The organism is Microbacterium sp. AISO3, assembly GCF_002204305.1.
GTDB lineage: Bacteria > Actinomycetota > Actinomycetes > Actinomycetales > Microbacteriaceae > Microbacterium > Microbacterium arborescens.
Map to the genome: position 1 here is coordinate 286,296 of NZ_NHRF01000003.1, position 13,183 is coordinate 299,478.

The following is a 13,183-nucleotide window of genomic DNA, read 5'->3' on the forward strand; positions in this document are numbered from 1 at the left end:
ACACGACCATTCACGTCGGGTCGGCGTCGGGGTGGCGTCGGGGCGGCGTCGGGCCGACCGTCAGGGTACGCGGCGTGGGTCGATCCCGAGTCTGCCGGCGGCGTCATCGAAGCCCCCGGCGCGAGCGAGCTCCTCAGCACGCGCCGATGCCCGCTCGAACAGATCGTCGAACCTGACCGGTGCGCCGGCGGCCGCGGATGACACGGCCGCCTCGACCATGGCGAGGCTGCCGATGTTCCGCGAGATCTCGCCCGACGGCTCCGGGCCGCCGTCGAGGGCCGCGACGAACTCGGCGAGCGCGGCATCCAGTCCCTCGGCGCCGCCCGCCAGTGCGACCGCCTGCGCGCTACCCTCTCGGGGCTGGACCACGACGTCGGTCTCTCCGTCCCAGGCAGCGGATCCACCGGCGGCGCTCCCCCGCCAGTCGCCGTTCCACGAGGTCGTGAGACCGTCGGCGCACCAGCTGCCGGAGTACGAGAACCGGCGCCCGTCCGCGAAGCGGAAGATCGCCTCGGCCGCGGCGGCGCCCCGATACCAGCTCCAGCTCGGCGAGAACTCTTCGCAGAAGACCGAGACCGGTTCGCTCGAGAGCAGATATCGCGCCTGGTCGAACTGATGGATCGCCATGTCCACGAGCAGCGGCGACGGCATCTCGTCTCGGAAACCCCCGAACCGGGGGTTCTGGAAGAAGCGGACGTCGAGCTGCTCGGCGCCGCCGAGACCGACGAGTGCGTCGCGGAACGCCCGGATCCCGCGGGAGTGCCGACGCGACTGACTCGTCGCCATCAGGGTCCCGGTCGATGCGCTGACGGCGGACAGCAGCAGGGCCTCGGCCACGGTCGGCGTCACCGGCTTCTCGCTCAGCACGGGAACGCCCGCCCGCAGCGCTGCGGCGCTCACCTCGAGATGCGCCTGCGGGATCGTGACGTTGACGATCAGGTCGACGTCGAGGACGGCGAGCGCGTCACCGACCGAGCCGAAGCTCGGGACACCGAGTCCCCGTTCGAGTGCCGCGGCCCGCGCGGCGTCGGCGACGATGTCGACGAGCCCGACGATCTCGAGATCGGGACGGCGAGCAACCGTGTCGATCCACGCCTTCCCCATCGCTCCCGCCCCGACGACGACCACACGACGGACGCGCTCCGTCACGACTGCTCCTCGCCGTCCCACTCCCGCGGAACGTCCCACTCCCCCGTGCGATGCATCGCCAAACGGGCCGCGCGGCGGGGGCGGTCGCTCCGAGCCCATCGTGCCGCGTTCGCGAGGACGAGCTGGATCTCGGGCTGATGGTAGACGGGATAGTCCTGGTCACCCGGCGAGAAGTAGAACACCCGCCCGTGACCGCGGAAGAACGTCATCCCCGATCGGAACACCTCACCGCCCGAGAAGTTCGAGACGAAGACCAGCTCGTCCGGCTGCGGCACGTCGAAGAACTCGCCGTACATCTCCTGCTCGGGGATGACGATCGGCTGCGGCACGCCGGCGGCGATCGGATGCGTCGGCGAGACCGTCCACACGAGCTCGCGGTCCTGCGCCTGCCGCCAGCGCAGCGCGCAGGTCGTCCCCATGAGACGGATGAAGATCCTCGAGAAGTGCGCCGAATGCAGCGCGACGAACCCGAGCCCGCCGAGCACGTGCCGGTGGACCCGCTCGACCACGACCTCGTCGACCTCGTCGTGCAGGAGGTGCCCCCACCAGAACAGCACATCCGTCTGCGCGAGCCGTTCCTCGCTCAGCCCGTGCTCGGGATCGTCGAGTGTCGCCGTCTCGACGACGGCGGCGTCGCCGAGAAGTCGCCGCAGGCCCGCCGCGATGGTCCCGTGCATCGTGTCGGGATAGAGGGCGCGCGGGATGTCGTGGTGCTTCTCGTGATGGTTCTCGCCCCACACCAGCACGCGGATGGGGGCGGATGCCGTGCCGGTCACCCCTTGAACGCTCCGTCCATGATGCCCGCGACCATGCGGCGCCCGACGACGAAGAACACGATCAGCAGCGGCAGTGTCGCGAGGAACGATCCGCCCATCGTCAGCGCGAGGTCGATCGAACGGTTGGCCTGCAGCTGCTTCAGGGCGATCTGCACCGTGAACAGCTCGGGCGACTTCAGCACGATGAAGGGCCACATGAAGTCGTTCCACACCGAGGTGAACGTGATGAGTCCGAGCACGAAAGCCGCCGGCCGCACGACCGGAAATCCGATGCGCCAGAAGATCTGCCAGCTGTTCGCGCCGTCGATGCGCGCCGCGTGCATGAGCTCGTCATTGAGCGTGGTCGCCATGTGCTGCCGCATCCAGAAGATGCCGAACGCGCTGGCGAGCCCCGGAACGATGATCGCCTGCAGGGTGTCGACCCAGTCCAGCCACGAGATGATCAGGTACTGCGGGATCACGCTCAGCTGAGCGGGCACCGTCATGGTGAGCAGCACGATGACGAACAGGGCGCCCCGGCCCCGGAACTGCAGCTTCGCGAAGGCGAATCCCGCGAGCGCGCACAGCAGTGACGCGATGACCGCGATCGAGAGCGACACGATCGCGCTGTTCAGCAGCGACTGGAAGAACGGGACCGTGTCGAACACCTTCGTCGCGATGTCGAAGAAGTTGAGCCCCGGGTAGAAGCGCGGCGGGATCGAGGTGACGGCGGAGGCACCCGCCGAGGCGATCACGAACATGTAGTACAGCGGGAACACGCTGATCACGACAGCGATCCCGAGCAGGACGTAGACCGGCCAGGGCACTCGGCCGACGCGCCCACCGCCGCGCCGCGGACGCTTGCGGGGCGCGCTCAGCGCGGTCGGGTCGAGGGGACGCGGCACAGCTGTGTCGACGGCGTCGGACATCATCGGGCCTTTCGTGTGCGGGTGGTCAGGAAGAAGTTGATCGCCGAGACCACGACGACCACGACGAAGAGGGCGACCCCGATTGCGGAGCCGTAGCCGAACTCGAACTGGCCGAAGCCCTGCTCGTAGAGGAACAGTGCGAGGGTCTGGCACTGGCGCCCACCACCGCAGGTCAGCCCCGACTCGGGAGCCACCAGCAGGGGCTCCGTGAAGATCTGCAGCCCGCCGATGGTCGACATGATGACGGTGAAGATGATGATGGGCCGCAGCGACGGGATCGTCAGGTGGATGAACTGCTGCCAGCCGGATGCGCCGTCGACCGAGGCCGCTTCGTACATCTCGCGCGGAAGCGCCTGGAGCCCCGCGAGGTAGAGCAGCGTGTTGTAGCCGAACCACCGCCACATCACCATCGACGAGATGACGATCCACGATCCGACCTGCGACGACAGGAAGTTCACCGCCGGGATGCCGAAGAGGTCGAGCACCCAGTTGATGAGTCCGAAGTTCTTGTCGAAGATCTGCGCGAAGACCAGGGCGGTCGCCGCGACCGAGGTGATGTAGGGCACCAGGAGCGCCATGCGGAAGAAGTTCGCCATCTTCAGGGTGGCGTGGTTCAGCAGGTGCGCGAGCCCGAGCGCCAGGAGCAGCTGCGGGATGGTGGAGATGAGGAAGATCCCGAAGGTGTTCACGAACGCGTTCCAGAATCGGGCGTCTTGGACGAGCCGTTCGAAGTTCGCCAGGCCGACGAACGTCTGCTCGCCGATCGGGTTCCAGTCGAACAGGGCCACGTAGAACGTGAACAGCAGGGGGAACAGCCCGAAGATCAGGAAGATCACGAAGAACGGGGCGATGTAGACGTAAGGCGCGATGCGCTCGGCGAGCGGCTGTCGGATGGCGCGCTTCGGCGGGCGCTCGCGCCGGGCGGCCTTCTTGTCGATGGTGATGGCGGTGGCGGTGGCTGTCGCAGTCATGATGCGTCCTCGATGAGGGTGGTGGTCCGCCCGCAGACGGACCACCACCGAACGGGTAAGGTCAACCGCCGATCGCGGCCCGGGCGCTGTCGACGCCGGTCTGCCACGCGTCGCGCGGCGCGACGTTCCCCGCTTCCATGTCGACGAGGGCGTTCAAAAGCGCCGCCCCGATCGCGCTCGTGTCGGGCCCGTTGTGGAAGGACTGGAACTGCAGCACCGAGTTGCTGATGACCTCGCCGATGCGGGAATCGCCGAAGAAGGGGTCGGTGTAGCTGGTGACCTCGGAGCTCTCGAGAGCGCTCTTGGCGGCCGGGAACGTCCCGGTCCGGGCGAAATGCGCCGTCTGCCCCTCCGGCGACAGCATCGTCTCGATGTACTTCCACGCCGCCTGCGGGTTCTTCGCACGGGCCGGGATCGCGATGACACTGCCGCCCCAGTTACCGCCGACGCCGGGGATCGAGGTCACCCGCCACAGCCCCTCGGTGTCGGGGGCGTCGTTCTTGTAGCCCGACAGCATCCACGACGGCGCGGTGCTCACGGCGAACGCGCCGTTCGCCTTGCCGGGAGCCCAGCCCGACGACCACGCGGCGATGCCGGCGCTGATGCCCGCTTCGTAGGTGCGCACAGCGACGTCGAATGCTTCCTCGACCTGCGGGTTGGTGTCGAAGATGAGCTCACCGTCGGGGGTGTAGTACTTCTCGGTGACCTGGTTCACTGTCGAGAAGAAGACACTCGTCTCGACGTTGTCGACGAAGGGCTCTCCGGTCGCGGCCGTGTACTTCTTGCCCATCTCGATGAAGCCGTCCCACGTCGACCACATCTCGGCGACCTCGTCGGGGTCGGTCGGGAGCCCGGCGGCCTCGAACAGGTCGGCCCGGTACGCGAATCCCAGTCCGCCGATGTCGGTCGGGATGCCGATGATCGAGCCGTCCTCACCGGTCGCCTCGGCGATGGCCCAGTCGAGGTAGCCCTCGCCGATGTCGTCGCCACCCAGCGTACGGAGGTCGACGAAGTTCCCGGGGTTCTCGATGAACTTCGGGAGCTCGTCGTTCTGGATCATGACGAGGTCGGGGACCCGTCCGCCGGCGAGGGCCGCGGTGAGCGCGGTGGCAGTCTCGGCGGTGCTGCCGACCTCCGACAGCTTCACCTTGGCGTCCGGGTTCTGTTCCAGGTACTGGTTGACGGAGTCCTGCTGCCCGATCCCGGTGAAAGACCAGAACTCGAACTCGGCGTTGGGGTCGTCGGACCCGCCGCCGGACCCACCGGATGTGCACGCGGTCATCGCGATCGCGACGACGCCGAGAGCTGCGACGGGCAGGGCCAGTCTGCGACGATTCACAACTGCTCCTCTTCTTTGGGGACATGTGATGTGCGCGGGGCGTTGAGAGACCCCGCTGAGAGATCGTTCTCTCATGCCGGGACACAGTATCCCGAGATCGAAGGGCTGGCAAGCCGCGGCACCACGACCTTCGTGATCGGCCTCGGCGTGGGGACTCGCCTGCCGACAAGTTGCGCACAGCCGCCGACCTCGTGCAAAGATCGTCGCGTCAGAGAACGATCTTTCGCTCGATGACCCTGACTGAGGAAGAGGGAGCCATGTCTCGACCGACCATCGTCGACGTCGCCCGCGCGGCCGGCGTCTCGCGCGCGACGGCCGCACGCGTCCTGGCCGGAGCGACGAACGTCGACCCGGCGATGGCGGCCGCCGTCGGCCGGGAGGCCGCACGCCTGGGCTACGAAACGAACTTCGCCGCGCGCGTGCTGCGCGGCGGGCGCGCCGGGGCGATCGGCCTCGTCATCGCCTTCGACGAGCTGGGCGGGTTGAGCGGCACATTCTTCACCGCGGTCATGAAGGGCGCAGCCAAGGGGCTCTCCGCCGGCGAGGTGCAGCCCGTCCTGCTGCCCGCCGATCACGAGGACCTCGATCGGATCCCGCGGTTCCTGCGATCGGGGGCGATCGACGGCGCCATCGTGGTGCTCCAGCACGAGATCACGCACCTCGTCGACCGACTCGCCGACTCGCCCGTGCCGATCGCGTGGGTGGGCCGCCCCCGCGGCGAGATCGGCCCCGACCCGATCGTGATCGACTCCGACAACTACGGCGGCGGAGTCCTCGCCGCGCGGGCGCTCGTCGAGCACGGACGCCGCAACATCGGCATCATCACGGGCCCCCTCGACATGGAGCAGGCCCGTGAGCGCACCCGCGGGTGGACCGACGAGCTGGCACGCCACGGCATCGAACCCGGCCCCATCGTCCACGGCGACTTCACCCTCGACAGCGGCACGGCCGCGATGGCGCGGCTGCTCCAGCGCGTCCCGACCCTCGACGGGGTGTTCGCCTGCTCGGATCTCATGGCCGCGGGCGCCATGCGCGTGCTGCAGGCGGCCGGACGCCGCGTCCCCACGGATGTCTCGCTCGTCGGCTTCGACGACATCCTGCTGGCCGCGGCGAACGACCCCCCGCTGACGACCGTGCGCCAGCCGCTCGAGGAGATGGGTCGCGCCGCCGCCGACACGCTGCTCGGCGCGATCCGGGGAGACGACGTCGAACGCGTGCAGGTGCTTCCCACCTCGCTCGTCCACCGCGAATCGCTGTGACCTCGGCCCCGATGTGAGCGCCCGCCCGGAGCTGGTCTTCCGCAGCACAGAGCCCGCCGACTCGTGGGAGGACGGCCTCATCGTCGGAAGCGGGAGGGTCGGCGCCGTCGTTCACGGGCCCGGCGACGAGCTGCGCATCTCGATGGCGCACGAGCGGTTCTTCCTCCCGGCGAATCCCCGTCCCCCGGCGCCGCTGCTGCACCCGGTGCTCCCGCGACTGCGGGCGGCGCTCGCGGCCGGAGATTCGGGCTCGGCCGACGAGCTCCTGGGTGCGGCGCTGACCGATGCCGGGTTCACCGATCTCGTCTGGACCGACCCGCTCGCGCTCTGCGGCTCGCTGACGGTGACGACCCCGGGTGGGTGCGCCGCGACGACGCGGGAGATCGACCTCGTCCGTGGCGTGGCGAGCGTGACCTGGCGCGACCACTCCGACACGTTGCGTCGGGTCAGCGTCGTCGCCCCGCGCGCGACCGACACGATCGAGCTCGCCCTCGAAGCCGGTGCCGACACCGAGATGCGCATCCGCCTGGCGCTCGACACAGTCGACGACACCCCCGCCGCATCGTTCGCGCCCGACTACACCGGCACCGTCACGGGCCGCGTGCGCGCCGGCGACACCGGGCGCCTCGAGATCGTCGACGTCGCCGGTCGGATCCTCGCCGCCGCGACTGCGACGACCGCCGAGTCCGGCGTCGTCTGGCGGCGGGATGCCGACGGGCTCGAGGCGCGCGTCCTCGTGCCCGCGGGTGCGAGACGGACGGTGCGCGTCGATCTGTCGGTCATCGGGCGCCCGCCCGTTCCCGCACCCGCCGCCGACTGGGGCGAGCGTCTCGACTCGCAGGAGCGCGCTCATGGCTCGCTGGTCACGACATCGCTGCTCGACCTCGACGGCGCATCCGACACGGTCGCCACGACGACGGAGCGGCTGTGGCGCGAAGCCCGCTCCGGGAACCCCGAGGCCGTCCGCCGCGCGATCGAGATCGCGTACATCTCGGGCAGGTCGAACATCATCTCGTCGACGGGCGAGCTGCCCCCGACCCTGCAGGGTGTTTGGCAGGGCACCTGGAGGCCGGCGTGGTCGGCCGATTACACCATGAACGGCAACGTGCAGAACGGGGCTCTCGCGGGCGTGGGGGTGACGGGAACGCCCGAGCTCGCGCTCTCGCTCCTCGGCCTCGTCCTCCCGCACCTCGACGACTATCGAGAGAACGCGCGCCGGGTCTACGGTGCCGACGGGATGCTGCTCCCCTCGCGCATGTCGACCCACGGGATCGCCAATCACGTCGACCGGTCCTTTCCGCATGTGTTCTGGACCGGCGCCGGCCCGTGGGTGCTGCGCATCGCGGCCGACACCGTGGCCCTCACGGGCGACCGTTCGGTCGTCGACGACCGGCTCTGGGAGCTCGTCGAGGGCGTGCTGGCGTTCGGTGAGACCGCGACGGTCGTGGTCGACGGCATCCGCCACTTCTCACCGAGCTACTCGCCCGAGAACACCCCCGACGGCTCGGCGACGCCGCTCGCGATGGACGCCGCGATCGATGTCGCCGCCTATCGCGACGCCGCCCGCGCGGCCCGTCTGCTCGGGCGCGCCCGGGGCGACGACTCGCTCGACGACCGCTGGCAGGCGCTCGCGAGCAGCGTGCCCGACCTCGCCGTGGCTCCCGACGGGACGCTGGCCGAGTGGCTCGACCCCGCCGCGCAGGAGAACGCCGCGCACCGGCACGTCTCGCAGCTGTATCCGCTCTGGTACGAGACCGACGAGATGTTCGGAGCCGACGCGCCACCGGCCGCCGCGCTGCGACAGGCTGCGCAGCGCACGATCGACGCGAAGGTCGCGTGGCGTGCCGCCGATCCCGCTCCCCCGCCCGGCCGCATGGAGATGGCGTTCGGGCTCGCGCAGATCGGTCTGGCCGCGGCCGCGCTCGGTGACGCCGAGACGGCGGTGCAGTGCGTCGAATGGCTCTCGCTCCTGCATTGGCGGCCGTCGCTCACGACGACCCACGACGCCGACAGCATCTTCAACCTCGATGCCAGCGGCGCGCTGCCCGCCGTCGTCGCGTCGATGCTCAGCCGGTCCACCGTGGACTCGCTCCACCTGCTGCCCGCGCTCCCTGCGCGGTGGCCCCGTGGCCGCATCACGGGGCTCCGCGCGCGTGGCGGCATCGTGATCGACCGACTGTCGTGGGACGAGGCGTCGGCGACCGTCGAGGTGCGCAGACTCGCCGCGGCGTCGTGGCTGTGTCCATCGGGCACCACGACGGTGCACGCCGGCTCGGGCTTCACATGGGCGGACGAGCACGGCGGCGAGCACGGCGGCGCGCGCATCGTCGAGCTGGGCGAGGCCCCCGTCACCCTGCGGATGCGGCGGAAGGCGAGCACCACGGCGGAGGGGACGACATCGGCATCGTAGGCTGAACGGATGCCGGACCTCGCCTCGCCGCTCATCGCGTGGTACCGCGACAACGCGCGCGACCTTCCCTGGCGACGGCCCGGATTCGGCGCCTGGGGCACGCTGGTCAGCGAGTTCATGCTGCAGCAGACGCCCGTGGCTCGTGTGATCCCGCTGCTGGAGGCCTGGCTCGAGCGATGGCCGACACCGGCGGATCTCGCCGCCGCGGCCCCCGCCGACGCCGTCCGGCAATGGGCGAACCTGGGGTACCCACGACGTGCGCTCTGGCTCCACCGCGCCGCCGTCGAGATCCGCGACCGCCACGCCGGCGTAGTCCCCCGTGACGTCGACGATCTGCTCGCGCTCACCGGCATCGGCGACTACACGGCACGTGCCGTCGCGGTCTTCGCCTACGGCGACCGGCACCCCGTCGTCGACACCAACACCCGGCGGGTTCTGGCGCGGGCCGTCCAGGGCCGTTCACAGCCGGGTCCGGCGGCCAAACGCGACCTCGTCGACATGGCCGAGATCCTGCCCGACGACATCGCCGCGTCGACTGTCGTGAACGCGGCGGCGATGGAGCTGGGTGCGCTGGTGTGCACGGCGCGCGTACCGCGGTGCGACGCGTGCCCGCTGGCCGACCGCTGCGCGTGGCGTGCCGCGGGCTATCCCGACACCGGCGACACCCGCGTGAAGCAGGCACGCTACGAGGGCAGCGACCGGCAGGCGCGAGGCGCGATCCTGCAGGTCCTGCGCGCAGCGACGACTCACGACGTCGCCGCGGAGGACGTCATCGGCGACTGGCCCGATGCGGCTCAGCGCGACCGTGCGATCGATTCACTCGTGGTCGACGGCCTCGTCGAAGCCGTCGACGGTCGGCTGCGTCTGCCGCGCTGACCGAACAGAAGAGGGATGCCGCTGTGCCGCGGCATCCCTCTTCCTCAGTCCTCGTCCTCGTCGGCCTCGCGAGGCTTGACGTAGGGGTCGGCTTCTCCCGCGTAGCTCGCGCCGGTCGCGGTGGCGGCGGTAGCGGCATCCCGCTCGCGCGCCTCGCGGAGCAGGTGCTCGATGTGGCCCGCGTTCTCGGGAATCGCGTCGAGGATGAACTCGAGCGTCGGGGTGACCCGGACGCCGAGCTTTCGGCCGACCTCGCTGCGGAGCATGCCCGTCGCCGCGCGCAGCGCATCGGCGGAGTCGGCACGCTCCTGGTCGGAGCCGTACACGGTGTAGAACACCGACGCGTGCTGCAAGTCACCCGTGACCCGCACGTCGGTGATGGTCACGAAGCCGAGGCGCGGATCACGCAGCCCCTTCTCCAGCCGCTCCGCGACGAGCACGCGGATGCGATCGGCCAGACGCGACTGACGTTCGCTGGACATACCTTCTTCTCCCTACTCAGGCCCGCTCGTCGGCGGACCGGCGATTGCGGAGGCGATGGATGTCGCTCGGATAGTCAGGGTCTTGGGGGTCCTGTTATCCGAGCGACATCCGTCGCCGTAGCAACCAACACTGGGTCAGCCGCGCGGCTTCTCCACCATCTCGGTCGTCTCGATCTCGTCGCCGATCTGGATGTCGTTGTACTTGCCGAGGCCGATACCCGCTTCGAAGTCCGTACGGACCTCGGTGACGTCGTCCTTGAACCGGCGGAGCGACTCGATGGCCAGGCCATCGGCGATCACGACACCGTCGCGGATGACGCGCGCCTTGGCATTGCGCGTGATCGTGCCCGAGCGGACGATGACACCCGCGATGTTGCCGAACTTCGAAGAACGGAACACCTCGCGGATCTCGGCCACACCCGACTGGACCTCTTCGTACTCCGGCTTGAGCATGCCCTTGAGCGACTGCTCGACGTCGTCGATCGCGTTGTAGATGACCGAGTAGAACCGGACGTCCACACCCTCGCGGGCGGCGCGCTCGCGAGCCTTCGTGTCGGGACGGACGTTGAAGCCGATGACGATCGCGTTGTCGATCGTCGCCAGGTTGATGTCCGACTCGGTGATGGCGCCGACGCCGCGGTGGATGATCCGCAGCTGCACGGAGTCGTCGACCTCGATCTTGAGCAGCGACTCCTCGAGGGCCTCCACGGCACCCGAGACGTCACCCTTGATGATGAGGTTGAGCGACTCGACCTTGCCCTCTTCGAGAGCGCGGGTGAAGTCCTCGAGCGAGATGCGCTTGCGGGCCTTGGCCAGCTGGGCGTTGCGCTCGGCGGCCTCGCGCTTCTCGGCGATCTGACGCGCGGTGCGGTCCTCCTCGGTGACGATGAACACGTCGCCGGCTCGAGGCACCGAGTTCAGACCCTGCACCTGCACCGGACGCGAGGGGTAGGCCTCTTCGACCGGGTCGCCGTTCTCGTCGATCATGGCGCGGACGCGGCCGTAGGCCGTTCCCGCGACGATCGCGTCGCCGACACGGAGCGTTCCGGACTGGATGAGCACCGTGGCGACCGAACCGCGGCCCTTGTCGAGCTTCGCCTCGATCGCGACACCGCGTGCAGCCTTGTTCGGGTTCGCCGTGAGGTCGAGACCGGCATCGGCGGTGAGCAGCACGGCGTCCAGGAGCTCCTGGATGTTGGTGCCCTGTCGCGCCGACACGTCGACGAACATGACGTCCCCGCCGTACTCCTCGGCGACCAGACCGTACTCGGTGAGCTGCTGACGGACCTTGGCCGGGTTGGCGTCGGGCTTGTCGACCTTGTTCACCGCGACCACGATCGGCACGTTGGCGGCCTGCGCGTGGTTCAGGGCCTCGACCGTCTGCGGCATGATGCCGTCGTCGGCCGCGACCACGAGGATCGCGATGTCGGTCACCTGCGCACCACGGGCACGCATGGCGGTGAACGCCTCGTGACCCGGGGTGTCGATGAAGGTGATCGCACGCTCGATGCCCTCATGCTCGGTCCAGACCTGGTACGCACCGATGTGCTGCGTGATGCCGCCGGCCTCGCCCGCGACCACGTTGGTCTGACGGATCGCGTCGAGCAGTCGCGTCTTACCGTGGTCGACGTGGCCCATGACGGTGACCACCGGAGGACGGATCTCGAGGTCTTCGTCGCTCTCGGCCTCCAGCTCGGCGTCGAGGTCGAGACCGAAGCCCTCGAGGAGCTCTTTGTCCTCGTCCTCGGGCGAGACCATCTGGATCTTGTAGCCGAGCTCCTCGCCGAGCACCTCGAAGGTGGCCTCGTCGAGCGACTCGGTGGCCGTGGCCATCTCGCCCAGGTTGAACAGGATCGTCACGAGCGTGCCGGGCTGCACGGTGTAGCCGCGCAGCGCCTCGAGCTTGTCGGCGAAGTCGGCGATCGATGCGCCGCGGCGCAGGCGGATGATCTCGCCGTTGCCCTTCTGAACGTTGACGCCGCCGACGACCGGCGCCGACCGCATCTCGAACTCCTGCCGCTTCGCCCGACGCGACTTGCGCTGCTTGGACTTGCCGCCACCCTTTCCGAACGCACCCGCGGTTCCGCCGCCGGGGCCGCGACCGCGACCACCGCCGCCGCCGGGACGACCGGCGAAGCCGCCGCCGGGAGCACCCGGACGCTGGAAGCCGCCGCCGGCACCGCCGGGACGACCGGGACCGCCGGGACGCTGCTGGAAGGGCGCGCCGGGACGACCGCCGCCACCGGGGCGACCGGCGCCACCGGGACGCGGAGCACCGGGGCGCGGCGAACCGGGACGCGGAGCCTGCGGACGCGGGATGTTTCCAGGCGTGGGCCGCTGACCCATGCCCTGCGCCGACGCGAAGGGGTTGTTGCCCGGACGCGGACCGGCGGGACGCTGACCCATGCCCTGCGAGGGGGCGAAGGGGTTGTTGCCGGGGCGCGCGCCGCCGGGACGCGGCGGCTGCGAGCCACCGGGCGTGGGACCGGCGGGCTTGGCCGGACCGGGCTTGCCGGCCCCGGGCGTCGGAGCCGACGGAGCCGAAGGCGCGGCGGGGGTCGCCGACGGTGCGGCAGGGGCCGCCGGAGCCGCCGGGGCGGACGCCGCAGGTGCAGCGGGAGCGGCCGGCGCAGCCGGAGCGGCGGGCTTGGCCGGACCGGGCTTGGCGGCCGGACCGGGCTTGGCGCCGGCGGGACCGGGCTTGCCGGCGCCCGGGCGCGCAGCACCGGGCTTGGCACCGCCGGATGTCGCGGGAGCGGGGGCCGCGGCAGCGGAGCCGCCCTCAGCCTCGAGCGCAGCCCGCAGCTTGCGAGCCACGGGGGGCTCGATGGTGGATGAGGGGCTCTTGACGAACTCGCCGAGCTCCTTCAGCTTCGCGAGCGCGACTTTGCTGTCGACGCCGAGTTCGGAAGCGATCTCGTGTACGCGTGGTTTTGCCACAATTCTCCTGTCTGAAGGCCCACCCTCGGACAGGGCGGACCGCTTAAGCGCGGACGGGTCTCATTTCGAGCCG

10 protein-coding genes are annotated in these 13,183 nt (G+C 70.2%); 3 read left to right on the forward strand and 7 right to left on the reverse strand.

Going from position 1 to position 13,183, the window contains the following annotated elements; all coding sequences use genetic code 11:
• Positions 1-60 precede the first annotated feature (60 nt).
• The 5 genes from CBF90_RS06540 to CBF90_RS06560 all read right to left on the reverse strand — a co-directional run bounded on the left by CBF90_RS06540 (position 61) and on the right by CBF90_RS06560 (position 5,143).
• Positions 61-1,149 carry a Gfo/Idh/MocA family protein gene (locus CBF90_RS06540; protein ID WP_172407796.1) on the reverse strand — a complete coding sequence of 363 codons (1,089 nt, stop codon included), beginning with the start codon at positions 1,147-1,149 and terminating at the stop codon, positions 61-63.
• Positions 1,146-1,925 carry a ThuA domain-containing protein gene (locus CBF90_RS06545; RefSeq protein ID WP_023955113.1) on the reverse strand — a complete coding sequence of 260 codons (780 nt, stop codon included), beginning with the start codon at positions 1,923-1,925 and terminating at the stop codon, positions 1,146-1,148. Before CBF90_RS06545 ends, CBF90_RS06540 begins: the two co-directional genes overlap by 4 nt.
• A complete protein-coding gene (locus tag CBF90_RS06550; RefSeq protein WP_242435604.1) occupies positions 1,922-2,836 on the reverse strand; it encodes a carbohydrate ABC transporter permease in 915 nt (304 codons plus the stop codon). Before CBF90_RS06550 ends, CBF90_RS06545 begins: the two co-directional genes overlap by 4 nt.
• A complete protein-coding gene (locus CBF90_RS06555) occupies positions 2,833-3,804 on the reverse strand; it encodes a carbohydrate ABC transporter permease (RefSeq protein WP_023955117.1) in 972 nt (323 codons plus the stop codon). Before CBF90_RS06555 ends, CBF90_RS06550 begins: the two co-directional genes overlap by 4 nt.
• Before the next feature lie 61 nt (positions 3,805-3,865).
• Positions 3,866-5,143, reverse strand: a complete 1,278-nt coding sequence (locus tag CBF90_RS06560; protein ID WP_197690564.1) for an ABC transporter substrate-binding protein — start codon at positions 5,141-5,143, stop codon at positions 3,866-3,868.
• A gap of 257 nt (positions 5,144-5,400) precedes the next feature.
• Here CBF90_RS06560 and CBF90_RS06565 point away from each other — a divergent pair, with 257 nt between their 5' ends.
• From CBF90_RS06565 to CBF90_RS06575, 3 genes are read left to right on the forward strand one after another with little or no spacing between them, the layout of a single operon-like run.
• The gene (locus CBF90_RS06565; protein ID WP_052007901.1) at positions 5,401-6,402 is read left to right on the forward strand and encodes a LacI family DNA-binding transcriptional regulator; all 1,002 of its coding nucleotides are present in this window, start codon (positions 5,401-5,403) and stop codon (positions 6,400-6,402) included.
• Between the two features lie 13 nt (positions 6,403-6,415).
• Complete coding sequence (locus CBF90_RS06570) at positions 6,416-8,812, forward strand: glycoside hydrolase N-terminal domain-containing protein (RefSeq protein ID WP_088380188.1); 2,397 nt, start codon at positions 6,416-6,418, stop codon at positions 8,810-8,812.
• Positions 8,813-8,821: 9 nt separating this feature from the next.
• A complete protein-coding gene (locus CBF90_RS06575; protein WP_023955125.1) occupies positions 8,822-9,688 on the forward strand; it encodes an A/G-specific adenine glycosylase in 867 nt (288 codons plus the stop codon).
• A 44-nt stretch (positions 9,689-9,732) separates the two neighbouring features.
• Here CBF90_RS06575 and rbfA read toward each other — a convergent pair whose 3' ends face one another.
• Positions 9,733-10,170 carry a 30S ribosome-binding factor RbfA gene (gene rbfA / locus CBF90_RS06580; RefSeq protein WP_071919310.1) on the reverse strand — a complete coding sequence of 146 codons (438 nt, stop codon included), beginning with the start codon at positions 10,168-10,170 and terminating at the stop codon, positions 9,733-9,735.
• A gap of 135 nt (positions 10,171-10,305) precedes the next feature.
• Positions 10,306-13,110: a translation initiation factor IF-2 gene (gene infB, locus CBF90_RS06585; RefSeq protein WP_088380189.1), complete on the reverse strand. Its 2,805-nt coding sequence runs from the start codon at positions 13,108-13,110 to the stop codon at positions 10,306-10,308.
• Positions 13,111-13,183 lie beyond the last annotated feature (73 nt).